This window comes from Hydrogenophaga sedimenti, from assembly GCF_051857515.1.
Taxonomy (GTDB): Bacteria; Pseudomonadota; Gammaproteobacteria; order Burkholderiales; family Burkholderiaceae_C; genus Hydrogenophaga.
In genome coordinates, this window is record NZ_JBPZHA010000014.1 from 26,007 (window position 1) to 51,459 (window position 25,453).

Annotated in this window: 24 protein-coding genes and 1 tRNA gene; 8 read left to right on the top strand and 17 right to left on the bottom strand. The window is 68.7% G+C overall.

Going from position 1 to position 25,453, the window contains the following annotated elements; genetic code table 11:
• Positions 1 to 40: 40 nt before the first annotated feature.
• Positions 41 to 457, top strand: coding sequence for a F0F1 ATP synthase subunit epsilon (locus tag ACS5NL_RS19830; RefSeq protein ID WP_411366365.1), 417 nt, complete (start codon positions 41 to 43; stop codon positions 455 to 457).
• A 121-nt stretch (positions 458 to 578) separates the two neighbouring features.
• A complete protein-coding gene (locus ACS5NL_RS19835) occupies positions 579 to 1,154 on the top strand; it encodes a Crp/Fnr family transcriptional regulator (RefSeq protein WP_439355697.1) in 576 nt (191 codons plus the stop codon).
• Positions 1,155 to 1,166: 12 nt separating this feature from the next.
• On the opposite strand, the gene ACS5NL_RS19840 is transcribed toward ACS5NL_RS19835, so the two are convergent.
• From ACS5NL_RS19840 to ACS5NL_RS19850, 3 genes are read right to left on the bottom strand one after another with little or no spacing between them, the layout of a single operon-like run.
• A complete protein-coding gene (locus tag ACS5NL_RS19840) occupies positions 1,167 to 1,694 on the bottom strand; it encodes a TPM domain-containing protein (protein WP_439355698.1) in 528 nt (175 codons plus the stop codon).
• A 2-nt stretch (positions 1,695 to 1,696) separates the two neighbouring features.
• Positions 1,697 to 2,602 carry a TPM domain-containing protein gene (locus ACS5NL_RS19845; protein ID WP_439355699.1) on the bottom strand — a complete coding sequence of 302 codons (906 nt, stop codon included), beginning with the start codon at positions 2,600 to 2,602 and terminating at the stop codon, positions 1,697 to 1,699.
• Positions 2,599 to 3,198: a LemA family protein gene (locus ACS5NL_RS19850; protein WP_439355700.1), complete on the bottom strand. Its 600-nt coding sequence runs from the start codon at positions 3,196 to 3,198 to the stop codon at positions 2,599 to 2,601. The genes ACS5NL_RS19845 and ACS5NL_RS19850 overlap by 4 nt, the downstream gene beginning before the upstream one ends.
• A gap of 37 nt (positions 3,199 to 3,235) precedes the next feature.
• Here ACS5NL_RS19850 and ACS5NL_RS19855 point away from each other — a divergent pair, with 37 nt between their 5' ends.
• The 3 genes from ACS5NL_RS19855 to ACS5NL_RS19865 are packed head-to-tail and all read left to right on the top strand — an operon-like array spanning position 3,236 to position 5,250.
• Positions 3,236 to 3,673, top strand: a complete 438-nt coding sequence (locus ACS5NL_RS19855; protein WP_439355701.1) for a YybH family protein — start codon at positions 3,236 to 3,238, stop codon at positions 3,671 to 3,673.
• A 4-nt stretch (positions 3,674 to 3,677) separates the two neighbouring features.
• Positions 3,678 to 4,676, top strand: coding sequence for a YheT family hydrolase (locus ACS5NL_RS19860; RefSeq protein WP_439355702.1), 999 nt, complete (start codon positions 3,678 to 3,680; stop codon positions 4,674 to 4,676).
• 7 nt (positions 4,677 to 4,683) lie between these two features.
• Positions 4,684 to 5,250, top strand: a complete 567-nt coding sequence (locus ACS5NL_RS19865; protein ID WP_439355703.1) for a DUF2946 family protein — start codon at positions 4,684 to 4,686, stop codon at positions 5,248 to 5,250.
• A gap of 79 nt (positions 5,251 to 5,329) precedes the next feature.
• Here ACS5NL_RS19865 and ACS5NL_RS19870 read toward each other — a convergent pair whose 3' ends face one another.
• The 11 genes from ACS5NL_RS19870 to ACS5NL_RS19920 form a co-directional block, all read right to left on the bottom strand.
• Positions 5,330 to 6,175 carry a c-type cytochrome gene (locus tag ACS5NL_RS19870; protein WP_439355704.1) on the bottom strand — a complete coding sequence of 282 codons (846 nt, stop codon included), beginning with the start codon at positions 6,173 to 6,175 and terminating at the stop codon, positions 5,330 to 5,332.
• A gap of 100 nt (positions 6,176 to 6,275) precedes the next feature.
• Complete coding sequence (locus ACS5NL_RS19875; protein ID WP_439355705.1) at positions 6,276 to 8,051, bottom strand: glycoside hydrolase family 13 protein; 1,776 nt, start codon at positions 8,049 to 8,051, stop codon at positions 6,276 to 6,278.
• Positions 8,048 to 9,916: an alpha-amylase family protein gene (locus ACS5NL_RS19880; RefSeq protein ID WP_439355706.1), complete on the bottom strand. Its 1,869-nt coding sequence runs from the start codon at positions 9,914 to 9,916 to the stop codon at positions 8,048 to 8,050. The genes ACS5NL_RS19875 and ACS5NL_RS19880 overlap by 4 nt, the downstream gene beginning before the upstream one ends.
• A gap of 17 nt (positions 9,917 to 9,933) precedes the next feature.
• Positions 9,934 to 11,574 carry an alpha-D-glucose phosphate-specific phosphoglucomutase gene (locus ACS5NL_RS19885; RefSeq protein WP_439355707.1) on the bottom strand — a complete coding sequence of 547 codons (1,641 nt, stop codon included), beginning with the start codon at positions 11,572 to 11,574 and terminating at the stop codon, positions 9,934 to 9,936.
• A 123-nt stretch (positions 11,575 to 11,697) separates the two neighbouring features.
• Entirely contained in the window at positions 11,698 to 12,837 is a 1,140-nt protein-coding gene (locus ACS5NL_RS19890) for an ABC transporter ATP-binding protein (RefSeq protein WP_439355708.1), read from the bottom strand.
• Between the two features lie 26 nt (positions 12,838 to 12,863).
• Positions 12,864 to 14,504 carry an alpha-glucosidase family protein gene (locus ACS5NL_RS19895; protein ID WP_439355709.1) on the bottom strand — a complete coding sequence of 547 codons (1,641 nt, stop codon included), beginning with the start codon at positions 14,502 to 14,504 and terminating at the stop codon, positions 12,864 to 12,866.
• 34 nt (positions 14,505 to 14,538) lie between these two features.
• The gene (locus ACS5NL_RS19900) at positions 14,539 to 15,375 is read right to left on the bottom strand and encodes a carbohydrate ABC transporter permease (protein WP_439355710.1); all 837 of its coding nucleotides are present in this window, start codon (positions 15,373 to 15,375) and stop codon (positions 14,539 to 14,541) included.
• On the bottom strand, positions 15,375 to 16,283 hold the full coding sequence (locus ACS5NL_RS19905; protein ID WP_439355711.1) for a carbohydrate ABC transporter permease: 909 nt from the start codon (positions 16,281 to 16,283) through the stop codon (positions 15,375 to 15,377). Before ACS5NL_RS19905 ends, ACS5NL_RS19900 begins: the two co-directional genes overlap by 1 nt.
• 65 nt (positions 16,284 to 16,348) lie before the next feature.
• On the bottom strand, positions 16,349 to 17,629 hold the full coding sequence (locus ACS5NL_RS19910; protein WP_439355712.1) for an ABC transporter substrate-binding protein: 1,281 nt from the start codon (positions 17,627 to 17,629) through the stop codon (positions 16,349 to 16,351).
• Positions 17,630 to 17,841: 212 nt separating this feature from the next.
• Positions 17,842 to 18,909, bottom strand: coding sequence for a LacI family DNA-binding transcriptional regulator (locus ACS5NL_RS19915; protein WP_439355713.1), 1,068 nt, complete (start codon positions 18,907 to 18,909; stop codon positions 17,842 to 17,844).
• A gap of 150 nt (positions 18,910 to 19,059) precedes the next feature.
• Positions 19,060 to 19,971, bottom strand: a complete 912-nt coding sequence (locus tag ACS5NL_RS19920; protein WP_439355714.1) for a carbohydrate porin — start codon at positions 19,969 to 19,971, stop codon at positions 19,060 to 19,062.
• Positions 19,972 to 20,322: 351 nt separating this feature from the next.
• Here ACS5NL_RS19920 and ACS5NL_RS19925 point away from each other — a divergent pair.
• Positions 20,323 to 20,398: transfer RNA gene (locus tag ACS5NL_RS19925), tRNA-Arg, on the top strand.
• A gap of 13 nt (positions 20,399 to 20,411) precedes the next feature.
• Positions 20,412 to 21,398, top strand: coding sequence for a 3'-5' exonuclease (locus ACS5NL_RS19930; protein ID WP_439355715.1), 987 nt, complete (start codon positions 20,412 to 20,414; stop codon positions 21,396 to 21,398).
• 33 nt (positions 21,399 to 21,431) lie between these two features.
• On the opposite strand, the gene ACS5NL_RS19935 is transcribed toward ACS5NL_RS19930, so the two are convergent.
• Positions 21,432 to 22,361 carry an aldose 1-epimerase gene (locus ACS5NL_RS19935; protein ID WP_439355716.1) on the bottom strand — a complete coding sequence of 310 codons (930 nt, stop codon included), beginning with the start codon at positions 22,359 to 22,361 and terminating at the stop codon, positions 21,432 to 21,434.
• Between the two features lie 19 nt (positions 22,362 to 22,380).
• A complete protein-coding gene (locus ACS5NL_RS19940) occupies positions 22,381 to 23,304 on the bottom strand; it encodes an SMP-30/gluconolactonase/LRE family protein (protein ID WP_439355717.1) in 924 nt (307 codons plus the stop codon).
• Positions 23,305 to 23,428: 124 nt separating this feature from the next.
• Here ACS5NL_RS19940 and ACS5NL_RS19945 point away from each other — a divergent pair, with 124 nt between their 5' ends.
• Entirely contained in the window at positions 23,429 to 24,241 is an 813-nt protein-coding gene (locus tag ACS5NL_RS19945) for an SDR family NAD(P)-dependent oxidoreductase (RefSeq protein ID WP_439355718.1), read from the top strand.
• 221 nt (positions 24,242 to 24,462) lie between these two features.
• Here ACS5NL_RS19945 and ACS5NL_RS19950 read toward each other — a convergent pair whose 3' ends face one another.
• Positions 24,463 to 25,419: a LysR substrate-binding domain-containing protein gene (locus ACS5NL_RS19950; RefSeq protein ID WP_439355719.1), complete on the bottom strand. Its 957-nt coding sequence runs from the start codon at positions 25,417 to 25,419 to the stop codon at positions 24,463 to 24,465.
• Positions 25,420 to 25,453 lie beyond the last annotated feature (34 nt).

Here is a 25,453-nt window from a genome sequence, read left to right on the forward strand (position 1 = left end):
GGCGCTGCTGAGTCCCCTTTCACCTTTTCCAGGAGTAACTATGAGCACCATCCGCGTCGATGTGGTCAGCGCCGAAGAGTCCATCTTCTCCGGCGAGGCCAAGTTCGTGGCGCTGCCGGGCGAGAGCGGTGAACTGGGCATCCTGCCCGGTCACATTCCGCTGATCACCCGCATCAAGCCCGGTGCCGTGCGCATCGAGAAGGCCGACGGCGGCGAAGAGTTCGTCTTCGTGGCCGGTGGCATCCTCGAGGTCCAGCCGCACCTCATCACGGTGTTGTCCGACACGGCCATCCGTGGCCACGATCTGGACGAAGCCAAGGCCACCGAAGCCCGCAAGGCCGCCGAAGAAGCCGTCAAGAACGCCAAGAGCGACATCGACTTGGCCAAGGCCACGTCGGAGCTGGCGGTCATGGCCGCACAGATCGCTGCGTTGCGCAAGTTCCGTCAGAAGAAGTGAGACGCCCCTGGCGTTTCATGAAAAAAACCGGCGCCTGCCGGTTTTTTTTTGCCCGCGGCTGGCACCCTGCCAGTGACGGTGGAATCATCCTGTTCCTGTGAAGCGAGTCGCCAAAGCCCCCATGTCCTCCATCTCCGAACGACCGGACCTGGCACCCGAAGAGGTCGCCGCCCGCCTGCTGGTCACCCCCTCGGCGCTGGATGAGCTCAAGCTGGCCGATGCCCGGCGGGTGATCACCTACATGCACCCCCAGCTGATTTCCGCCGGCACCGTCTTCATTCACGAAGGCGAGCTCAAGGGCAACGACTACATGATGCTGGTGCTCGAAGGGGACATCTCGGTCGAGAGCGAGCTCCCGGGCAACGATGGCAGTCTGGTCGTCAACATCATCGGACCGGGGCACCTGATCGGCGAGATGGGTGTGCTGGACGGCTCGCCGCGTTCGGCGACCTGCACCGCCGTCACCGACATCGCTGCCGCCGTGCTGTCGCGGTCGGCACTGCGGCGGCTGCTCAAGGCCGAACCGGCGGTTGGCGCGCGCCTGCTGCTGGCCATCTCCAAGCGCATGGCAGACCGGCTGCGCGAGACCACCCGCAAGCTGCGCACCTTTGCCCAGATGAACAAGGCGCTGCAGCAGGAACTGCAGGTGGTGATGAACAACCGCACCGCACGGGGCGGGGCGAAACCCGAGACTTGACGGGCCGGGCCGTCAGGCCCGCACGACCAGATCGGGCAGCTCGTTGGGGTTGGCTTCGTCGGCCGGCTGGGGAAAGTGCTCTACCAGCACCGCGGAGACTTCTTCGAGCGCCTGTGTCAGCCCGTCCTCCAGACGTCCTTCGCGCAGCTGCACGGTCAGCCGGTCGACCATGCCCTGCCATTGCGCGGGCCCGACGCGCGCCGCCAGCGCACGGTCGGCCACGAACTCGATCGAGTGTTCGGCCAGCAGCAGATAGATCAGCACGCCGTTGTTGTGGGCCGTGTCCCAGACCCGCAGGCGGCCGAACCAGCTCATCGCGCGCTGCCGCGCCAGGGCCTGCATGGGCGTGTGGCGGCCCAGGCGCCAGAGATAGGACAGCGGCAGCGCCGCCTCGACGCACACCCGGATCTCGCCGGAATGACGGCCTTCGCTGGCGGCGACGCGGCGGGCCAGCCGCTGCGCCATGTCGTCGGGCACACGCCGGCGCGTGTCGCTGCTGTCGAGCCATCGGTGCTTGAGGATGGTGAAGAGTTTGTTCATGCTCACCAGCTCCCCGAGGCGCCACCGCCACCGAAATCACCGCCGCCGCCCGAGCTGAATCCGCCCCCGGAACTGCCGCCGCCGCTCCAGCCACCACCCGAGGAGCCGCCACCCCAGCCACCGCCGCGTCCACCGCGGCCCGACGAGGGCATGGACGGCAGCATCTGGAAGAACAGCGCCGCCAGCATGGCCAGCAGGCCGGCGCCGGCGGAGATCCAGAACACCTGCGTGAGCACCCAGGCCAGGCCGCCGGCGCCCGCGCCTGTCAGCAGCGTGCCCAGCTTGTTGCCGAACAGGCTGCGCAGGATGGCGGAGCCGATGGGCACGGCGAACACCAGGAAGATCAGCACATCCATCGGTGCGAAGCCGCTGCCGGGGTCGGCCGACCCGGTCTCATCGGGCAGCGGCAGGTTCTCGCCCGACACCTTGGCCATGATTTGGTCGACCCCGGCCTGGATGCCGCCGGCAAAGTCGTTGCGGCGGAAGGCGGGCGTCACCGCCTGGTCGATGATGCGGCGCGCCATCAGGTCGGGAATGGCGCCTTCGAGCGCCTTGGCCGGTGCGATGCGCACGCGCCGGTCGTTCTTGGCCACGACGAACAGCACACCGTCACCGATCTCGCGGCGCCCGATCTTCCAGGCGTCGCCCAGCCGCTGCGTGTAGTCGGCGATGTCCTCGGGCTGCGTGGTCGGCACCAGCACCACCGCGATCTGTGTGCCCTTGGCGGTCTCGAACGCCGCCAGCTTGCTTTCCAGCGCAGCCAGCGCCGCGGCATCGAGCGTGCCGGTCTGGTCGGTGACGCGCGCGTGCAGGGCCGGCAGCGGCAGCACGCCCTGCGCGAGCACCGCTGCCGACAGCATCCACCACAGCGCACCCAGGCACAGGGCGCGCAAGCCGCGGGCGGTCATTGCTTGTTGAAGTCGACCTTGGGCGGGGCGCTGATGGCGGCTTCGTTCTCGACCTTGAAGCCTTCCTTGGTCTTGTAGCCGAAGGCCATGGCGGTCAGGTTGGTCGGGAAGCTGCGGGTGAGCACGTTGTAGGACTGCACCGCCTCGATGTAGCGGTTGCGGGCCACGGTGATGCGGTTCTCGGTGCCTTCGAGCTGCACGCGCAGGTCGCTGAAGGCCTGGTTGGCCTTGAGGCTGGGGTATTGCTCGGCCACCACCATCAGGCGCGAGAGCGCGCTGCCCATCTGGGCCTGCGCCTCTTGGAACTTGGCCATGGCGGCCGGGTCGTTGACCATCTCCGGTGTCATCTGGATCGCCGTCGCTTTGGAGCGGGCCTCGATCACCTTGGTCAGCGTGTCCTGCTCGAAGCTGGCCTCGCCCTTGACCGTGGCGACGATGTTGGGGATCAGGTCGGCGCGGCGCTGGTACTGGTTGAGCACCTCGGACCAGGCCGACTTGCTCTTTTCGTCGAGGCTCTGGAAATCGTTGTAGCCGCAGCCGGAAACCAGCAGCGTGGCCGAGAGGGCGAGGGCGGCGAGGGAGAGACGGGACTTCATGGGCTCCTCCGAGGGCAAAGACCTATCATAGTGCGCCATGCGACGACCCAAGTTTTCCCCCGGCACCGCCGACGACACCGAAACCGCCTTCTACGACGCCCTGCAGCACGGCGACCTGGAGCGGCTGATGGAATGCTGGGCCGACGAGGACGACATCGTGTGCGTGCACCCGGGCGGCGAGCGCCTGGTGGGGCATGCGGCCATCCGCGCGGCGTTCGAGAGCCTGTTTGCGCACGGCAGCGTCAAGGTCCGCCCCGAGCGGGTGCGCCGCATCGACGCGGGGGGCTGCAGCGTGCACAGCGTGGTCGAACGCGTCGACGTGATGGGCGACGACGGCCCGGCCAATGGCTGGATCATGGCCACCAACGTCTATGCGAAGACGGTGCACGGCTGGCGCATGGTCACGCACCACGCGAGCCCGGGCAGCGGCACCGAGCCGGTCGACACCGCGGCCTCGCCCTCGCTGCTGCACTGAGCCGATGTCCGCGTCCGGTTTCTCCTACACCGCGCCCTGGTGGCTGCCGGGTGGCAATGTGCAGACGCTGTGGGCGGCGCTGGCGGCGCGGCGCCACGGCGGCGTGGCGCCGCAATGGACGCGGCAGCGCTGGCAGACGCCCGACGGCGACTTCATTGACGTCGACACCAGTGCCCACGCGGTGGCGCCCGACGCGCCGCTGATCGTGCTGTTCCACGGCCTGGAGGGCTCGTCGGCGAGCCAGTACGCGGTGGCCTTCGCCGACTTCGCGGCGCAGGCCGGCGTGGCGCTGGCGGTGCCGCATTTCCGTGGCTGCTCGGGGGAGCTGAACCTGGCGCCGCGCGCCTACCACTCGGGCGACTTCCAGGAGGTCGACTGGATGTTGCGGCGTTTCGCGGCGGAACATCCGGGCCGCCCGATGTTGGCCGCCGGGGTGTCGCTGGGCGGCAATGCGCTGCTGCGCTGGGCCGGCGAGATGGGGCACGGCGCGTCGCGCACCGTGCGCGCGGTGGCCGCGGTGTGTTCGCCGCTGGACCTGGCGGCAGGCGGGCAGGCGATCGGGCGCGGCTTCAACCGGCTGGTCTACACCCGGATGTTCCTCTCGACCATGGTGCCCAAGGCGCTGAAGAAGCTGGAGCAGCACCCGGGCCTGTTCGACCGTGAAGCCCTGCTGGCCGCGCGCGACCTCTACGAATTCGACAACCTGTTCACCGCCCCGCTGCACGGCTTCCGCGACACCGACGACTACTGGGCGCGGGCCTCGGCCAAGCCGGTGCTGGCCGACATCCGGGTGCCGGCGCTGGCGCTGAACGCGCGCAACGATCCTTTCGTCCCGGCCGCGTCCCTGCCCACGCCGGCACAGGCCGGGGCGCACGTCACGCTCTGGCAACCGGCGCAGGGCGGGCATGTCGGCTTTCCGGCAGCGCTGGGCGCCCTGGGACTGCCGGGCCATGTGCGGGCCATGCCGGCCGCGGTCGGCCGCTGGCTGCTGGCCCAACTCTGAGAACCTCATGGACGACATCGTCAAGGCCGCCCTCGCCAAATGGCCCAATGTGCCGGACTGCCACGGCTGGCTGGGGCTGGACGCGCGCGGCGACTGGTACATGCGCGACGACCGCTGCCAGCGCACCGGCCCCTTTGCGGTGGAGCCCGGTGAGCATGCGGTGCCGTCCAAGGGCTCGCGCCTGCTGCACGACAAGCTGATCGCCTTCATCGGCCGCAACTACCTGCCCGACGCGCAGGGGCAGTGGTTTTTCCAGAACGGACCGCAGCGGGTCCATGTCGAACTGGAGGCCACGCCCTGGGTCTGGCGCCTGCAACCGGATGGCGCGGTGCTGGCGCACACCGGGGTGCCTGCGGGAGCCGTCCAGCGCACCCTGCTCGACGCCGAGGGGCATCTGTACCTGGTGACCGACCTCGGACTGGGCCTGGTGCACACCAGCGACATGGCACTGGCGGCCGACCGGGTGGAACTGGGGGAGTGGACTCCCGAGCCGGTGGATGCGGCGGCGCTGCCGGCGCAGTGGGGCTTCGTGCGCAGCCCGCAGCGCCTGCTGGGAGCGCGTCCCTGGGTCTGAGCGCCCCGCCGCGCAGGCCATTGAGGGGCAAAAAAAAGGCCGGTCAGTCGACCGGCCTTTTTCGTGCGTGAAACGGTGCTTACTTGACCGCGGCCAGCATGTAGCCGATGGCTGCCTTGATGTCGGCGTCGGACGCGGTCGAACCACCCTTGGGCGGCATGGCGTTCTTGCCCTTGATCGCGCTGGCGGTCAGGCCATCCAGGCCCAGGCCGACGCGGGGGGCCCAGGCGGCTTTGTCGCCGAACTTGGGTGCGCCGGCGATGCCAGCGCCGTGGCAGGTGGCGCAGGTCTGCTTGTAGAGGGCTTCGCCAGCGTTGGCCACCGGAGCGGCGGCGGCAGGAGCCGCTGCGGCGGGTGCGGCCGGGGCAGCAGCCGCGGGGGCCGCAGCCGGAGCGGCTTCAGCGGCCGGGGCGGCGGCAGCGCCAGCGGCGGCCGGGGCCTTGGGTTCGGCGAACTTGGCACCACCGGCGTTGGCCATGTAGACCACGGCGCGGCCGATCTCGGTGTCGTTGTACGCACCGCCACCCTGGGCGCCCATGGCGTTCTTGCCCTTGAGGGCCGAGTTCAGCAGGGCGTCGAAGCCGGCGCCGATGCGGGGACCCCAGGCGGCGGCGTCACCGAACTTGGGCGAGCCGGCGGCGCCGGTGGCGTGGCAGGCCGAGCACTGGGCCTTGAACACGTCCTCACCGGTGGCCAGCGGACGGTTGGCGTCGCGCAGTTCGACCGAGCCGATGCGCTGGATGCGCTGGGCGGTGGCCAGTTCCGGGTCGACCGAACCGGCGGCAGGCTTGTTGCCGGAGGTGACGTAATACACCAGGCCGATGATGACGAAAACCGGCACCACGAAGGAGAAGAACGACGTCCAGAGCAGCTGGGCGGGCGTTTTGATCGGGCCGGTGTGGGAATCGTGCGCGTGGTCGCTCATGGGGTCCTCGGGGGCGAGAAGGGCGGAAAGTGTGGGAGGAATTGCCCGGCAGAGGGCAAATAGCCTCGAATTATAGCGATCGGCCCTTTGCACCAGCCTTTCAGGCGGGCCTGCCGGCGGCCTGGTCAGGCAGTGCGAGGATCAGTGCTTCCCAGGGCGCGAGCACCAGCGCCTCCAGGGGGAACACGCTGCCGGGGGCGTCGGCCCGCTGTTCGGTCGTGCCGGGGCGTGCGGGGTGGTTGCCCAGCAGCAGGGTGCCGCGCCGGGCACCGGCTTCGGCCGCCAGATCCACCGTCGACGGCTCGCCGCTGAAGTTGCAGACCACCAGCCAGGCGGAGGCGCCCAGCGTGCGCAGCACGGCGTACACCTGCGGATGCCCGGGCAGCAGCAGCGTGGTGCGGCCTTCGGCCATGACCGGGTGCTGCTGGCGCAGCGCGATCAGGCGGCGGTAGTGGTGGAGCACCGAGTCGGGGTCGGCCACGGCCTGCGCGGCGTTCACCTCGCGCCAGTTCGGGTTGAGTTGCAGCCAGGGTGTGCCCGTGCTGAAGCCGGCGTTCGGCTGTGACGCGTCCCAGGGCATGGGCGTGCGGGCGTTGTCGCGGCCCTTGGCGTGGATGCTGCGCAGCACACCGGCCGGGTCTTCGCCGCGCTCCTCCACCGCCGTGCGCCAGTGGTTCCGGCTCTCGATGTCCTGGTAGTGATCGATGGACGGGAAGGCGACGTTGGTCATGCCCAGCTCTTCGCCCTGGTAGACATAGGGCGTGCCCTGCAGGCCGTGCAGCCAGGTGCCCAGCAGCTTGGCGGACGCGACGCGGTGCTCGGGGCTGTCATCACCAAAGCGCGACACCGGGCGCGGCTGGTCGTGGTTGCTCAGGTAGAGGCTGTTCCAGCCCTGACCGTCGAGCGCGTCCTGCCAGCGTTGCATGGTGCGCTTGAGGTCGGTCAGTTGAAGCGGCTTGAGCGCCCACTTGCCGCCCACGTGGCCACCGATGGAATCGAGGTCCATGTGCTCGAACTGGAACAGCATGTTGAGCGCGCCGTTCTCGGGGTGCGTCAGGGCCACGCCTTCGGCCACCGTGGCCAGCGGGGCCTCGCCCACGGTGAGGGTGTCGTAGTGGTCCAGCACCTCGCGCCGCATCTCGCGCAGAAACGCGGTCAGGCGGGGGCCGTTGCAGCTCATGGCGAAGCCGGGCTGCAGGAAGCCGTCGCGCACCACCGGCGCGTCGGGCAGCGAACCGTCGGCGTTCCAGGGCTTGGAGATCATGTTGATCACGTCCATGCGGAAGCCGTCCACGCCCTTGTCGAGCCAGAAGCGCATGACCTCGTAGACCTCGGCGCGCAGGGCCGGGTTCTCCCAGTTCAGGTCGGGCTGCTTGCGGCTGAACATGTGCAGGTAGTACTCGCCGGTGGGCTGGTTCCATTCCCACACCGAGCCGTTGAACGCGGCTTCCCAATTCGTGGGTGGCTGACCATCCCGGCCTTCACGCCAGATGTAGTAATCGTGAAACGGGTTGTCGCGGCTCTGGCGCGCTTCCTGGAACCAGCGGTGCTCATCCGAGCTGTGATTCACCACCAGGTCCATCACCAGCCGGATGCCGCGCCGGTGCATGGCCGCGAGCATGGTGTCGAAGTCGGCCATGCTGCCGAACTCGGGCGCGATGGCGCGGTAGTCGCTGATGTCGTAGCCGTTGTCGTCCTGCGGTGAGGCGTAGACCGGCGAGAGCCAGACCACGTTGACGCCCAGCGCCTGCAGGTGGTCGAGCTTGCTGGTGATGCCCGGCAGGTCGCCGATGCCGTCGCCGTTGCTGTCGCAGAAGCTGCGCGGGTAGATCTGGTAGACGACGCTGCGTTTCCAGTCGGTGTTGCGGATGTTCATGGGAGCTGCAGCCAGAGTTGTTGGTAGGGCTGCAGTGGGAGGCCCTCGCGCAGTTCGACGCCGCCACCGCTGACGAGATCCACCGCCTGTTCGGGCAGGGCCGCGAGCACGCGGGCCTCCACCGGCTGCACCTGCTCGCTGAAATTGGCGAGCACCAGCACCGCCCCGTGGCCCTGGCCGCGCAGGAAGCCCAGCACCGACGGGTTGTGGGTCCAGAAGGCCTGCAGCGTGCCGCCCGACAAGGCCGGCAGGTGGCGGCGCAGGCGGATGAGCTGCGTGAGGCCCGTGAACATGCGGCCGGCGGTGGTGCTCGGGTCGTGGCGTTGCGCGTAGCGTGCGCCGTCGCGCGCGGGCCGGTGCAGCCAGCGGCTGTCCACCGCCTTGTGCGCGTCCAGCTGGTAGGCGTGGTCGTTGAGCGTGGCGACCTCGTCGCCCAGGTAGATCAGCGGGATGCCGCCGCTGGACAGCGCCACGCCGTACATCAGCAGCAGGCGCGCAATGGCGTGCACGTCGCCCTGCTCGACGCCGCAGAGCGAGGCGGCGGTGCCGCTGATGCGGCAGTCGCCGGTGAGCGGGTTGTCCTGGAACGGTTCGCCGCGCGCGAAGCTGCCGTCAAAGCGGTTGACGAAGAACTTGTTGAGGAACTGGCGGTGGGCGAAGCCGTCGATGCCGAAGTGCACCGCGTCCTCGTCGGCGAAGGTCCAGCCGATGTCGTCGTGGCTGCGCACGTAGTTGACCCAGGCGGTGTGCGCGGGCAGGGCGTGGCGGTGCTCCAGCGCGTGTTGCAGCAGGTTCACCTCGCGCGTGGCCAGCGAGTTCCACAGCAGCGCCATCTGCAGCGGGTTGTAGGAGACCTGGCACTCCCCGGTCGAGATGTAGCCGGCCACATCGTCGGGGTGCACGATGGCCTCGCTCTTGAACAGCAGCGAGGGCGCGGCGATGCGGCACAGCGCGTTGTAGGCGCGCAGCAGGTGGTGCGCCTCGGGCAGGTTTTCACACGGCGTGCCCTGGCGCTTCCACACAAAGGCCACCGCGTCCATGCGCAGGAAGTCCACGCCCAGGTTGGCGATGAACAGCATCTCGCGCGCCATCGCGGTGAACACCGCCGGGTTGCTGTAGTTCAGGTCCCACTGGTAGGTGTGGAAGGTGGTCCAGATCCAGCGGCCGTCGGGCAGCTGCGTGAACGCGCCGGGGTGCTCGTCGGGGAAGATCTCGCGCACCGTCTGCTCGTACACATCGGGCTCGCTGCGGTCCGGGAAGATCCAGTAGTAGGCGCTGTGTTCGGCGTCGCCGGCCGCCGCCTTCTGCGCCCATTCGTGTTCGTCGGAGGTGTGGTTGAACACGAAGTCCAGCACCGGCGAAATGCCGGCGGCGCGCAGCGCGGTGAACAGCGCGCGCAGCTCGTCCATGCTGCCCAGCGCGGGGTCGGTGGCGCGGTAGCTGCTGACCGCGTAGCCGCCGTCGTTGTGCGGCTGCGGGCAGCGGTAGGGCGGCATCAGGTGCAGGTAGGTCAGTCCCAGCTCGTCCCGCAGGTAGGGGATCTGTTCCTGCAGACCCTGGAAGCCACCGGCCCAGAGGTCGGCGTAACAGACGCCGCCCAGCATCTGGTGCGAGGCGAACCAGTCGGGGGTCTGCTCGCGCTGCGCGTCGCGTTGCTGCAGATCGGCCGGCCGCTCGCGCCAGCCGTCGTAGGCGACGTGCAGCAGGTCCTCGACCACCTGTTCGAAGTCCGCGCGTTCGCCGTAGAGCTGCGCCAGTTCCTGCACCAGCCGCGGACCATGCACCGACAACCGTTTGGCGAACGCGGGCCAGTGGGGCTGGGCACGCAGGGACTGGGCGAGGCGGTGTTCGATGCGGTCGAGCATGGGCAGGAACGGGGGTGTCAGGTCATGACGCTGGGTGCGTCCATGCCCGTGTGTTGGCGGATGTGTGCCACGGCCTCGGCCAGCGCGATCAGGGGCGCCAGTGCTTCCTGCGCGGGGATGTCCTGCCGCGTGGCATCGGGTTCGTGGCGTTCGAGGTAGACACGCAGCGTCGCGCCTTCGGTGCCGGTGCCCGAGAGGCGGAACACCACGCGCGAGGAGTCTTCGAGCACCACGCGCACGCCCTGCTTCTGGCTCACCGAACCGTCCACTGGGTCGGTGTAGGCGAAGTCGTCGGACCAGGCGATCTGCTGCCCCGCGACCGTGCTGCCGCCCAGCGACGGCAGCTGCGCGCGCAACTCGGCCATCAGCGCGTTGGCGCGTTCGGTGGCGATGCCGTCGTAGTCGTGGCGCGAGTAGACGCAGCGGCCGTGGGCCTGCCACACGCCGCGCACCAGCTGCTCGACCGACTGGCCGGTGACGGCGACCAGGTTGAGCCAGAACAGCACGGCCCACAGGCCGTCCTTCTCGCGCACGTGGTCCGAGCCGGTGCCGTAGCTTTCTTCGCCGCAGAGCGTGATCTGGCCGGCGTCCAGCAGGTTGCCGAAGAACTTCCAGCCCGTCGGTGTTTCGTGGCAGGCGATGCCGAGCGACTGGGCGACCCGGTCCACGGCGGTGGAGGTGGGCATGGAGCGCGCCACGCCGGCCAGGCCGCGGGCATAGCCGGGCACCTTGGTGGCGTGGGCCGCGAGCACCGCCAGGCTGTCGGAGGGCGAGACGATGAAGCGCCGGCCCAGGATCATGTTGCGGTCGGCGTCGCCGTCGGAGGCGGCACCCATGTCGGGCGCGTCGGGGCCCATCAGGTGGGCGATCAGGTCCTCGGCGTAGGCCGGGTTGGGGTCGGGGTGCAGGCCGCCGAAGTCTTCCTTGGGTTCGGCGTTGACGACGGTGCCGGCCGGTGCTCCGAGTTCGCCTTCGATGATGGCCTTCGCATACGGCCCGCCGACGGCCCACATGGCGTCGTAGCGCAGGCGGAAGCCGCCGGCGAACAGGCGGCGGATGGCGTCGAAGTCGAACAGGCCGCGCAGCACGGCGGCGTGGTCGGCGACCGGATCGATCACCTCGATGGCCATGCCTTCCATGCTGTAGGTGCCCAGGGTGTCGAGCGGGATGTCGGCCGCGTCGCTGAGGCGGTAGCGGGAGAGCACCTGCGTGCGCTCGTAGATCGCCTGGGTCAGTTTCTCGGGCGCCGGACCGCCGTTGGTGCCGTTGTACTTGATGCCGAAGTCGCCGTCGGGGCCGCCGGGGTTGTGGCTGGCCGAGAGGATGATCCCGCCGCTGGCGCCACGGCGGCGGATCACCGCGCTGGTGGCCGGCGTGGACAGGATGCCGCCCTGGCCGACCAGCACCTGGCCGTAGCCGCGCGCCGCCGCCATCTTCAGGATGGTCTGCACCGCCACGCGGTTGTGGAAGCGCCCGTCGCCGCCGAGCACGAGGGTCTGGCCCGCGGCCGGCGCATCGCCGTGCAGCACGTCGAACAGCGCCTGGACGAAGTTCTCCAGGTAGTGCGGCTGCTGGAACACCGTGACCTTCTTGCGCAGGCCGGAGGTGCCCGGCAGCTGGCCGGCGAACGGGGTGGTGGCGTGGATGAGGATGGTCATGGCGGCTCCTGGGGGCGCGGTGTCGGTGAGGGTCTGCGGCCGCCTGTCCGCGGGCTGGCGGCCAAAACCGCCAGTGTCGCGCAGATTGCGGCCGGCGTATCCGCCGGTCGGGCCCGGACCGGTTCAGACCGGCAGCGGCACGGTGCGCGCCAGCGCCTCGCCTCCGGCGTCGAACAGGTGCAGGTCGCTTGGCGCCACCTGCAGGCGCACGTTCTCGCCCGTGTGCAGCTGCGTGGTGCCCTCGACCTTGAGCGTGATCGTGGGCAGGGATTCGGCCAGTTCGAGGTAGAGCAGCGAGGCTTCGCCGAGCTTTTCGATGTGGACCACCTGCGCGGGCAGGCTGTTGGGGCTGCTCTCCGAATCGGCCAGCCGCATGTGCTCGGGCCGCAGGCCCAGGCTCACGCGGGTGCCGGCCGCGAGCTGCGCGGCGTCGACCGCGACCTCGAACGGCGTGCCGGCGACCCGCACGGTGGCGCGGTGGCTGTCACCCGACTCGAACTGCGCCGGCAGGATGTTCATCTTGGGCGAGCCGATGAACTCCGCCACGAACAGGCTGTTGGGGCGGTGGTAGAGGTCCATGGGCGTGCCGATCTGCGCGACCGAACCCTTGGTCTGCACCTCTTCGCCCGCGCGCAGCAGCACGATCTTGTCGGCCAGCGTCATGGCCTCGACCTGGTCGTGCGTCACGTAGATCATGCTGGCGGTGCCGATCGCGTGGTGCAGCTTGGCGATCTCCAGCCGGGTCTGCACGCGCAGCGCGGCGTCGAGGTTGGACAGCGGCTCGTCGAACAGGAACACGCGCGGCTCCTTGACGATCGCGCGGCCGATGGCGACGCGCTGGCGCTGCCCGCCCGAGAGCTGCTTGGGCAGGCGGTCCAGCAGGTGGGTCAGCTGCAGGATCTCGGCGGCCTCGCGCACCTTCTTGTCGATCTCGGCCGCGTTGGCGCCGAACACCTTGAGGCCGAAGCCCATGTTCTCGCGCACCGTCATGTGCGGATAGAGCGCGTAGCTCTGGAACACCATCGCCACGCCGCGGCGCGCCGGCGGCAGGTCGTTGACGCGCTCGCCGCCGATCGACAGGTCGCCCGAACTGATCTCTTCCAGCCCGGCCACCATGCGCAGCAGCGTGGACTTGCCGCAGCCCGAGGGCCCGACGAAGACGCAGAACTCGCCGTTCTCGATCGTGAGGTTGGCGTTGTTGATCGTGAGCGGCGCGTTGGGGGCGTAACGCTTGCAGACGCTCTGGAAGTCGATCCTGGACATGGTGCTTGTCTCCTCGGTGGGTGAACTCAGGGGGCCTGCAGGAACAGGCCGCCCCAGGGTTCGAAATGCAGGGTGTCGCCCTCGATGCGGGCGCCGCTCAGGCCGCTGCCGGCGAGCGTGCCCGCGCCAATCCAGCCGGCGGGCAGGGCCAGGGTGGCCGGCTGGTCGCTGAAGTTGAAGACGCAGAGCAGGCGCTGCACGCTGTCGTCGCGCTCGAAGGCCACGACCTGCGGGTGCCGGGGCAACAGCTGCATGCGGCCATGGCGCAGGGCCGGCTGGTCGCGGCGCCAGTGCAGCAGTTGCGTGAAGAAGCCCAGCGTCGAGCCGTCGCGGCCGGCCTGCCGGTCGACCGCCAGCGCGGTGTGGCCATCGGCGACCGGCAGCCAGGGGCGGGCGCCGGTGGAGAAGCCGGCGTGCGGCGCATCGGCCTGCCAGGGCATGGGCGTGCGGCAGCCGTCGCGGCCCTTGTATTGCGGCCAGAGCGTGATGCCGTAGGGGTCCTGCAGGTCTTCGAAACGCAGCTGCGCTTCGGGCAGGCCCAGCTCCTCGCCCTGGTAGAGGCAGACCGTGCCGCGCAGGCTGACCTGGAAGGCCGCGGCCAGGCGGATCAGGCGCGGGTCGGGATTCGGGCCGCCCCAGCGCGTGGCCGAGCGTTCGCAGTCGTGGTTGGACAGTGCCCAGCAGGGCCAGCCGTCGCCGACCACGGTGTCGAAGCGCTGCAGCACGCCGTGCAGGAAGGGAGCGTCGTGCGGCTGGCCGAGGAAGTCGAAGCAGTACGCCATGTGCAGCTTGTCGCCGCCCCGGGTGTATTCGGCCACGCGGGCGAGGCCGTCGTCGTCGCCGATCTCGCCGACCATGGTGGTGTCGGAGTACTGGTCGAGCAGGGCGCGCAGGCGCTGCAGGAAGGGCAGGTTCTCCGGCCGGCTCTTGTCGTAGAGGTGCTGCTGCCAGGCGTAGGGATTGAAGGGGTTGACCGCCGGGTCGGGCTTGCTCGGATCGGGCGCGCCCTTGCCCGGGTTGCTGCGCAGTTCGGCGTCGTGGAAATAGAAGTTGGCCGTGTCCAGCCGGTAGCCGTCCACGCCGAGGTCGAGCCAGAACTTCACCGTGGCCAGCAGCGCGTCCTGGACTTGCGGGTTGTGGAAGTTCAGGTCGGGCTGGCTGGTCAGGAAGTTGTGCAGGTAGTACTGGCAGCGGCGCGTGTCCCACTGCCAGGCGCTGCCGCCGAAGATCGAGAGCCAGTTGTTGGGCGGATTGCCGTCGTCCTTCGCATCGGCCCACACGTACCAGTCGGCCCTGGGGTTGTCGCGGCTGGCGCGGCTGTCCAGGAACCAGGGGTGCTGGTCGCTGGTGTGCGAGAGCACCTGGTCGATCATGACCTTCAGGCCCAGCGCGTGGGCGCGCGCCACCAGGGCCCTGAAGTCGTCCAGCGTGCCGAACATCGGGTCGACATCGCAGTAGTCGCTGACGTCGTAGCCGAAGTCCTTCATCGGGCTCTTGAAGAAGGGCGAGAGCCAGATGCCGTCGGCGCCGAGCGCGGCGATGTGCTCCAGGCGCTGCGTGATGCCGGGCAGGTCGCCGATGCCGTCGCCGTTGCTGTCCTGGAAGGAGCGCGGGTAGATCTGGTAGATCACGCCGCCGCGCCACCAGCCGTTGTTGGGTGCTTTCATGGGTGGGGAAAACGAAGGAAAGAGGAGGAAGGGGTCAGCCCTTGACCGCGCCGGCGGTTAGGCCCGAGACGATCTTTTTCTGGAACACCAGCACCAGGACCAGCAGCGGGATCGTGACCAGCACCGAGGCGGCCATGATGTTGCCCCAGGGGATGTCGTACTTGCTGGCGCCGGAGATCAGGGAGATCGACACCGGCACGGTGCGCTCGTTGTTGTCCAGCACGAAGGTGAGCGCGAACAGGAACTCGTTCCAGGCTGCGATGAAGGCCAGCAGGCCGGTGGACACCAGGGCGGGCCACAGCAGCGGCAGGAACACGTCCTTGATGATGCGCCAGGGGCCGCAGCCGTCCATGATCGCGGCCTCTTCGAGCTCCTTGGGCAGCTGCTTCATGAAGGTGGTCAGCACCCACACCGTGAAGGGCAGGGTGAAGATCATGTAGGGCAGCACCAGGCCCAGCGACTTGTTGTACAGGCCCAGCGCGCGGATCAGCTCGAACATGCCGGCCAGCACCGCGACCTGCGGGAACATCGACACCGCCAGCACCGCGGTCAGCAGCAGGCCGCGGCCCTTGAACTGGATGCGGCCCAGCGCGTAGGCGGCGGTCACACCCAGGAAGATCGACAGCGTCACGACCAGCACCGCCACGATCACCGAGTTGAGGATGTGGCGACCGAAGGGCTGCTCGGCCAGCGTGAACAGCGAGATGTAGTTGTCCAGCGAAAACGACTTCGGCCAGAGCGTCGACTCGAACAGCGCCGAGCCCGACTTGAGCGAGGTCGAGACCGCGTAGATGAACGGGAAGACCGAGACCACGACCACGATCGTGGCGGCGAGATAGAGCGCCACGCGCCAGTACCAGGCTGCTTTCATCAGTCTTCTCCCAGTTTCATGCGGCTGAGCTTGATCGCCACCACCGTGCACAGGCCAATGATCAGGAACAGCGCGGTCGAGGCGGCCGAGCCGTAGCCCATGTAGCCGTTGTCGATCATTTCGCGCCGCACGAAGCCCGACATCGAGATCGTGCTGTTGTTGTTCGAGGTCAGCACGTAGATCAGGTCGAACACGCGCAGCGCATCGAGCAGACGGAAGATCACTGCCACCATCAGCGCCGGTTTGATGAGCGGCAGCGTCACCTTCCAGAACACGCGCAGCGGATGCACGCCATCCACTTCGGCGGCCTCGTAGCAGTCCTTGGGCAGGGTCTGCAGCGCGGCCAGGATCAGCAGCGCCATGAACGGCGTGGTCTTCCAGACGTCGACCGCGACCACGGTCCAGAGCGCGAACTCGGGCTGGGCGGTCCAGGCGATCTTGGTGGTGATGATCCCCAGGTCGACCAGCCACTGGTTGATGACGCCGAACTGGTCGTGCAGCATCCAGCCCCACATCTTGGCCGAGACGATGGTGGGAATCGCCCAGGGCACCAGCACCGCGGTGCGCACGAAGGTGCGGCCCTTGAAGTCCTGGTTGAGCAGCATCGCCACGCCCAGGCCCATCAGGGTTTCGAGCGTGACGGAGACGACGCTGAACTTCAGCGTGTTGAGGATGGCCATGCCCCAGTCGCTGGCGAAGAAGCCATCGGTGTAATTGGGGTTGGCGAACAGGCCGAATTCGCCGAAGTAGTTCTCCAGGCCGACGAACTTCGTGGCGTCGAGGTCGTTGATGTTGGCGTTGGTGAAGCTGAACCAGATGGTGCGGCCCAGCGGCCAGACGGCCACCAGGATCAGCACCAGCAACATGGGTGCGAGGAAGGTCCAGGCGGTGCGGGTCTTGCTGTTCATGGGTGGGCTCCTGCTGGTTTCACATCCGATCCCCCACGCCCCGGTGGAGCGTGGGGGTCATGTCATCACCACTTGTCGCGCTTGACCTGCTTGAGCTTGCCTTCGAGCTTCTTGAGGCTGTCTTCGGCCGTGGCCTTGCCCGAGAGCACGTCGGAGGTGGCGTTCCAGAACGCGGCGCTGACCTCGGGGTACTTGGCGCCGGTGGCGGTGGCCGGGCGCGGCACGGCGCTGGTGAACACGCTGTAGAGGCTGCCGAAGAAGGGGTTGGCGTCCAGCACGTCCTTGTCCTTGTACAGGGCAGCGATGGTCGGGTTGTACGAACCCTTGATCGCGCGCATCTTCTGCACCTCGGTGCTGGTCATGTACATCACCAGCGAAGCGGCGGCTTCGGGGTTCTTGGAGTACTTGGACACGGCGAGCTGCCAGCCACCCAGCGTGGCGGCGTTCTGGCCGTCGGCACCGCCCTTGGGCAGGGCCGAGACGCCGATCTTGCCGGAGATCTTGGAGTCCTTGGCGTTGCCCAGCGACCAGGCGTAGGGCCAGTTGCGCATGAAGGCGGCATTGCCGTTCTGGAACACGCCGCGGGCTTCTTCCTCGGCGTAGTTCAGCACGCCCTGCGGGGCGATGGTGCCGACCCACGAGGCGGCGGTCTTGAGCGCCAGCACGGCCTTGGGGTTGTTGACGGTGATCTCGCCCTTGTCGTTGACGATGTTGCCGCCGCCGAAGCTGTGGATCCACTCGACGGCGTCGCAGGTCAGGCCTTCATAGGCCTTGGCCTGGAACACGAAGCCCTGGAAGTCCTTGTTGCCGGCGGCACGCTCGCCGTCCTGGATCTTCTTGGCCGTGGCGGCCAGCTCTTCCCAGGTGGTCGGGGCCTTGGCGCCGTACTTCTCGACCAGGTCCTTGCGGTAGAACAGCAGGCCGGCGTCGGTGAACCAGGGCATGGCCAGCAGCTTGCCGTCCACGGTGTTGTTGGCCACGATGGCCGGGAAGTGTTCCTTCTCCACGCCCTTGCTGTAGGGCTTGAGGTCGAGCAGGTGGTCCTTGATCACGCCGGGCCAGACCACGTCGACGTTGATCACGTCCAGGTCGGTGGACTTGGCGGCGAACATCTGGCGGAACAGGGCCAGGATGTCGGTCGTGCTGTTGGGGATGGTGAACAGCTTGACCTCGTTGCCGGTCTTCTTGGCCCACTCGGCCGTGGTCTGCTTGCAGAACTCGAAGTCCTGGCCGACCGAGCCGCAGGAGATGGTGATGGTGGCGGCCTGGGCGCTGGCGATCCACAGCGGGGCGGTCAGGGCCAGGGCGGCGGTTTTGGCGGCCAGGGAAAGGGAATTGAGTTTCATGCGTTTGCCTCTTGGATGGTTGTTGATCCGTTCGAACTGCCGGGCGTGCGGGGCCTGTGTGAGCGGGCAGTGATCAAATTGGAGCACTGATGCAAACGATTGCATGATGGGGTTTTCACCTACCCGGCCGGTCGTAACGAATCCGTAACTCAGGAACCGACAGACGGTGAAAACCGGCGACCGGGGCGGGTTGCCCGGTGCCAGGGTGCGGCTCAGCGGCTGCTGTCGCGCTCGATCAGTTCGGCCGGCAGCAGCACCGCGCGGCGGGGCTGGCCCTGGATCGATTCGAACAGCAGCTCGACCAGCGCGCGCCCGGCCTGTTCGGTGGGCTGGCGGATCGTGCTCAGCGTCGGATGCACGTGGGCCGCCAGCGCGATGTCGTCGTAGCCCGCCAGCCGCACCCGCTCGGGCACGGCGATGCCGCGCTCCTTGAGCGCGCCCATGATCGAGATCGCCGTCACGTCGCTGGACGCGAAGATGGCGTCGAAGGCCAGGTTCTGGTCCAGCCAGCCGTCGATCACCTCGCGGATGCGCGTGTCGCCGAACAGGAAGGACTGCTGCAGCTTGGGGTCCAGCGGCAGCCCGGCCTCGGCCAGGGCCCGGGCGTAGCCGGCAAAACGCAGGCCCGCTTCGGGGTGCGTGGTGTCGCCGAAGAAGGCGATGCGCCGGCAGCCCTGGTCGATCAGGTGCCGGGTGGCGAGGTAGCCGCCCTGGGCGTTGTCGCCGCCGACCACCGGGTAGACCGCGTCGGGCAGGCAGGCGCCCCAGACCGCCATCGGCAGCCCCTGGCGGGCGAGCTGGTTGAGGTGCTCGTGCCAGGTCAGCTGCCCGATCACGATCAGGCCGGCGACCTGGCCGCTCTCGAACATTTCGTTCATCATGTGCCGGCGGCTCTCGTGCATGCGGGTGAGCAGCAGGCTCATGCCGCGTTCGTCGAGCGCGTCGGCCACGGTGCCGAGGATGCTCAGCAGAAACGGGTCCGAGATCATCTGCATGCTGTCGCCCAGCACCACCACGCCCACGGTCTGGATGTCGCGCTTGCGCAGGTTGGCGGCGCCGACGTTGACGCGGTAGCCCAGCGAATTGGCCAGCTCGGTGATGCGGTTGCGCGTGGCCTCGGGAATCAGCGGGCTGCCGCTGAGCGCGCGCGAGACGGTCGAGGCGGAGACGCCGGCCAGCCGCGCGATGTCGGCCATCTGCATGCGCTTGCGGCCCTTCTCGGGTGCCGGTGAAGCGGGCGCAGGAGTGGCGGGAGCGGGGGCGTTCGGCGTGCGGGGCATCGGCCGATTATTTCACTCAATAACGATAGCGGCCGGCGAAAAAAGACCCGGGAGCCTTGCGACACCCGGGCCAACTCTGATTGCCGAGAGGAAAATGGGTTCGATCCCCTTTTCAGGTTCTCTCACCCCGGAAAGATCGGGAACCCCCGATCAAAACGCGTAGTTGACACGCACGCGGGCGGCGGTCTGGCTTTCGGTGCCCTTGCCACCCTTGGCGTAGCTGAAGGCGGGCGTGATGGTCGCGCCCTTCACGCCGAACAGCGGGAAGGAGTAGGCGGCGTAGAACGTGTTGTTCTTGGCGCCGTTGGCACCCTTGTCCAGGATCAGGCCGACACCGGCGGCGCCGATGGTGGCGTTGAAGCCGACCGACTTGTCGTCTTCCATCTTGGCGAAGTTCAGGTTCAGGCTGCTGTCGGCGCTCAGGGCGTAGCCCAGCGAGGCGCCGAAACCGTTGGTGCTGCCGGTGGTGCTGCCGACCTTCTTGACCGACTCGGCGCCCACGCGGACGGTGACCGGGCCGGAACCGAAGCTGACGGCCGGGCGCACGCCGCGGGCCTCACCCTTTTCCTTGCTGTAGACGAAGCCCACTTCGATGCGGGCCGGGCCGGCGTTGAAGCCGGGGGCGATGTGCACGGTGTCCTTGCCGAAGCGGCCGCGCAGGGCGTTGGCGTGGTAGCCGCCGTAGCCGGAGTTCTCGACCAGGGTGTCCTTGCCCAGCGGGAACAGGTCCATGGCTTCGAAGCGGCCCATCTTGACGTCCATGCCGGCGTTGCCGAACTGGACCCACATGTCGTCGGTGCCGGTGTCGCCGTCCTTCTTGATCAGCAGCGTGCCGCGGGCCTGCACGAAGGCGTCACCGTTGGTGGCCTTGCCGCCGACGTTGAATTCGACGCGACCGCCCTGGTTCAGGTCGCTGTCGCGGGCGTTGGTCGCGGGCTTGCTGACCTTGCTCTGGTAGGTGGTGTCCAGTTCCAGGTTGGCGTCCATCGTCAGTTCGGCGTGGGCGGCAAAGGTGGTGGCGCAGAGGGCGGCGGCGGCCGCGATCTTGAAGCTGTGTTGCATGAGGAATCTCCGGAGTGTGAATGTTGTGAACCACTCTTTCCTGTACCGATGTTTCAAGCGATGCGGTAACAAACGGTTGGGAAAGCCCCGGAATTCGACCATCGATGCAAACGATTGCGCTCAGTGAAAACCCTGAAAAAATACGGCGTAACCAGTACGTAACTGCTTAAATGCAACATCCCGGTGCGCCCGGGAAAACCTCAATGGTGCAAAGGTTTGCATTGTAATAAAGGTACATAAAACCATAGCGCCGGAGGTCCGTGCTGCGCGAATGGGCGGAAGGCGCCCCGGTGCGGGCATGGAAGAAGGCGGCAAAGCGCCTGTGAGACAATGGCGGGCTTTCCAGCCAGTGCGGCTGTAGCTCAGTGGATAGAGTATTGGCCTCCGAAGCCAAGGGTCGTGGGTTCGATCCCCGCCAGCCGCACCATCTCCTTTCCCCCTTGGGTCAACTCAGTTTCGAATTCGACGCGTCGCCGCCGGGAAAGCCTTCCGCCAGCGAGCCCACCGCCGTTCGATCCCTGGCGCCCGAAGAGATGGCGCAACAGCTGCAGGCGCACCCCGACTACCGGGTGCTGCGCCGGCTGGTTCCCCTGCCGGACTACGGCCCCGCGCCCGATGCGCCGCAGGCCGTGTGCCGCGTCCTGATCCTCGACACCGAAACCACCGGCCTGTCCCACGCCAGCGACCGCATCATCGAGCTGGCCATGCTGCGGGTGTCGGTCGACGCCGCGACCGGGCGCCCCTTCGGGCCGGTCGAAACGTTCGAAGGCTTTGAAGACCCGGGCATGCCGATCCCCGAGATCGCGCGGGAGATCACCGGCATCACCGACGAGATGGTGCGCGGCCAGCGGCTGGACGGTGCGCAGGTCGAGGCCTTGCTGGCCGGAGCCGACCTGGTGGTCGCGCACAACGCCGGCTTTGACCGGCCGTTCGTGGAGGCCCGCTTTCCGGGTTTTGCCGCCAAGCCCTGGGCCTGTTCGTTCGCCGACATCGACTGGAAGGCGCAGGGCGCGGAGTCGGCCAAGCTCAGCGCACTGGCGCAGGACCGCGGCTGGTTCTACGACGCGCACCGCGCGCTGGTCGACTGCCATGCCCTGTTGCAGGTGCTGGCCAGTCCCGCGGCCGACGGTGTTTCGACCGGGCTGGGCCAGCTGATCGCCGCCGCCGACCGGCCGAGTTTCACGCTGCGGGCCACCGGTTCGCCGTTCGACAGCAAGGACCGGCTCAAGGCCCGCGGCTACCGCTGGGACGGGGATGCCAAGGTCTGGTACCGCGGTCTGGCGGACGAAGCCCTGCTGGAGGCCGAACTCGCCTGGCTCAGGGCCGAGGTCTACGGCCACCGCCGGGCTCAGGTCGAGCTGGAGTTGCGGGACGCGCGGACGCGGTTCGCGCTGCGGCCGGGGCAGCAGGAGCGCCGGGATCTCTGACCGGCGACGGGCCGGCGCCTCGATGGGGCCGCGTCAGCCCGGCCGAACGTGGTCAAAGCGCCAGTGCACCAGCAGCGACATCGACTGCCCTGGCGCCAGCGCCACCCAGCCAGGGCGACCGGGCCAATGCGCCGCATTGATCGGATGGCTGATGGGTTCGAAACAGAACACGGGCGGCGCCTCCGGTGCGTACAGCAGACAGTCCGGCCGACCGGGAGTGCCGTCCGGCAGCGTCAGGCTGCTTTGCATGTGCAGCGTCAGGTGGCGTTCGGGCCACTCGATCTGCGCCTCGCCGCTCCAACCGCCAAAGCCGTTGTCGATCACGAGACGGTCGACCATCGCGCCCGCGTTGAGGTCCCAGCCCTCGGGGAATTCGGTGGTGTAGCCGGTGGGCATCCGGTCGGGGCGGGACATCCAGACGCCCGCCACGCCGGTGGTCAGCCGGCAGCCCGGTGTGCGCGTGAACCAGGGGTGCTGCCCCAGCCCGAAGGGCAGTGCCTCGGGGCCGCGGTTGGTGACCGTCAGGGTCTGCTGCAGGCCGCCATCGGACAGCGTGAACCCCTGCCGCGCCTCGTACACGTAGGGGCTGCCGCCAAAGCGTTCGCTGTGCAGGACCATGCCCGCGCCGTCGGGCCGTGGATCGACCAGGGTCCAGGGCTGCTGCCAGCCGTCGCCGTGGATCGGGTACGGGTCGTCCGGTGTGTTGGGCCGCAGCGGGTGGAAGCGGCCCGCGTGCTCGAAGCCGCCACCGCCGATGCGGTTGGACCAGGGCAGCAGCGGGTAGCTGGCCAGGGCCTGCATGCGCGGGGTCCGGCCGTCCCAAGGGCGCCAGAGGTCCACGGGTTCGCCACCCCGCAGCCATTGCCAGGCCGCCACGCCACCGCCTGCCGAAGGCAGCAGGCACAGCCGCTGCGCGTGGCTGTCCAGCCAGTGCGCACCATCGAAGTTCAAAGCCGGGTTCATCGCGTCGCTCCCTGAGTGTTCAGCCACCAAACGCCGCGGCGGCGCGGCCCTGGCAGTCCATGTCGACGGCAAACAGCCCGCCCGCCAGGGGCTCCTTCGCCAGGGCGGCGTCATCCAGGCCGATCCTGGCCGAGGTGATGTACAGCGTGGACAGGTCCGCGCCGCCGAAGGTGCACGAGGTCACCTGGCTCACCGGCAGGCGCACGCGGCCCAGTTCCTGTGCGGTGTCGGGGTCGTGGCAGGACACACAGCCGCCGCCCCAGTGGCAGATCCAGACGCGGCCCAGCGCGTCGGTGGTCATGCCGTCGGGCACGCCGTCTTCCGGGGCGAACTGCAGCCAGAGCCGGCGCGCGCCGAGTTCGCCGGTCGCCGGGTCGCTGCCGTAGGCCAGCACCTGGCCGCGCACGGTGTCGTTGAACAGCATGGTGCGGCCGTCGCGGAGCCAGGTGGGGCCGTTGGTGACCGCGAAGCCGTCGTCCATGCGGGTCCAGCCGCCATCGGGAGTGACCCGGTAGAGCGCACCGGTCGGGGCGCGGCAGTCGAAGTCCATGCTGCCCATCCACCAGCGCCCGGCGGTGTCGCACCTGGCATCGTTGAAGCGGTTGCCCGCGCGCTCCGGCTCCGGCTGGCAGAGGTGTCTTGGCGCTTCGTCCGGCCGTTCGGGGTCCCAGAAGGCCGGGCCGCGCCGCAGGGCGATCGCCAGGCCGTTGCCTTCGCGCCGCTCGGCCAGGGCCGAGACTTCTTCGTCGAAGGTCCAGCTGTCCTGTGCGCCGGTGGCCGGGTCGAGCCGGTGGATGCGCCGGGACAGGATGTCGACCCAGAAGAAGCACTGCCGCCGCACGGACCAGAGACCGCCTTCGCCCAGCGCCGCGGCCGCCGGCCAGACGCAGCGGACATCGCCCGCGGGCGCAGGCTTGGGAAAGGGGCGGTCGTTGGATGGCATGTCGTCTCCTGAATGGCGGTCGGCCGCCTGCGGCAGGGGCCCGGGGCTTGACGTCCGGGGCATTATGCGATCAGATTGATATGTATTTGATCTGATTTGTTTATCTATTGATATCGATATTGCAATGACAACCTTTTCTTCGAATCCGGACGTTCCGGCCGCTGCCGACGCCGCCCGGGCTTCCCGTTACGCCGGCCTGCCGGGCCGCAAGGTCTTTGTCACCGGCGGCGCCACCGGCATCGGTGCGGCCATCGTCGCCGCGTTTGCCCGCCAGGGCGCCCAGGTCGCGTTCGTCGACGTGGCGGCGCAGGCGGCCGAAGCGCTGGCGCAGCAACTCGCCGACGAAGGCCTCCCCCGGCCCTGGTGGCGCGCCGTCGACGTCAAGGACATCGCCGCGCTGCAGGGCGCCATCGCCGACGCGGCCACCGCCCTGGGCGACTTCGGTGTGCTGGTCAACAACGTCGCCAGCGACGACCGCCACACCCTGGAGTCGGTCACGCCGGACTACTACGACGAGCGCATGGCCGTGAACCAGCGCCCCGCGCTGTTCGCGGTGCAGGCCGTGGCGCCGGGCATGCGCCGGCTCGGCGGCGGATCGGTGATCAATTTCGGCTCGGTCGGCTGGCAGACCAAGAACCCCGACTACCCCTGCTACGCGATCGCCAAGTCGGCGGTCAACGGGCTGACGCGCGGGCTGGCCGCCTCGCTCGGCAAGGACCGCATCCGCGTCAACACGGTCACGCCCGGCTGGGTCATGACCGAGCGGCAGGTGCGGCTGTGGCTGGATGCCGAGGGCGAACGCGAGATCGCGCGCAACCAGTGCATGCCCGACAAGCTGCTGCCGCAGCACGTGGCGAACATGGTGCTGTTCCTGGCCTCGGACGATGCGGTGATGTGCACCGCGCAGGAGTTCGTGGTCGACGGCGGCTGGACCTGAACATGTGACCCCCACGCTCCACCGCTGAGCGGGTCGCTGCCCCCCGAGGGAGCGCGAATTCAGCTTGGGGCGGCCCGGCGCTGAATTCCCGTCTCAAGCTGCGGTCCGCGGCCACGCTTTCCGGTGGCACCGAGGAACCGGCTTCGCCGGGCCTCAGGTGCCGTCCCCCTCCCGCCGCAGGCGAGAGAGGGGGAAGCTGCGAAGCGGCGCAGGGGGTGCCCTCACGCCTCCAGCTTGATGCCGTACTGCGTCAGGCAGGTCTGCTTGAGCGCCTTCATCAGCACCTTCGCACCGGGCGAGAGCAGTCGGTCGTTGCGGGTGATGAGGCCGAAGGCGTCCATCTGGCAGGGCAGCTCGATCGGCAGCCTGGCCATCAGGCCATGGGCGGCGTAGTAGTTCGCCACCTCAGTCGCCAGCACGCCCACCATGTCGCTCTGCTGCAGCATGCGCGTCATGAACAGCAGGGCCGAGGTCTCGATGGTGTTGATCGGCGGGCTCAGGCCTTCCTGCTGGAACATCAGGTCGAAGCGGTGGCGCAGCACGCTGCCGTCCGGCGGCACGATCCAGCCGGCGCCGTGCAGGTCGCGCAGGCTCAGGTGGCTCACGCCCATCAGCGGATGGCCGGGCCGGGTCACCGCCGACACCATCTCCCCGGTCAGCGGTTCGTAGCGCAGGCTGCTCTTGTCGTGCTCGGCAAACAGGCGGCCGATCACGATGTCGATCTTGCCCTGCTCCAGCCGGTCCAGCAGCACCGGGCTGGTCTCGATCTCCAGCGAGATCCGCAGGTTGGGATGCTCCTGCTTGACCAGCGCCACCGCCGAAGGCAGCAGGCTCAGGCCCGGCGAGGTGATCGCGCCGACGCCGACCTGCCCGAAGTGCCCCGACTTGAGCGCCATGAGCTCGTCGTGCGCCTGGTTCAGGCTGGCCAGCGCCATGCGCGCGTGGCGGATCATGGTCTCGCCGTACCAGGTCGGGCTCATGCCGCGGGGCAGCCGGTCGAACAGCGGCACACCCAGCACGTCTTCCAGGTCCTTGAGCAGCTTGGAGGCCGCGGGCTGGGTCATGCTGAGCACCTGGGCCGCGCGGTGGATGTTGCCTTCCTCCGCCAGCGCCACCAGCAGCAGCAGCTGGCGCGTCTTGAGGCGGGCGCGGATGAACCAGTGGTTGTAGTTGCTCATCGGGGGTTTTCCAGAATGCCAGGATCGATATCAA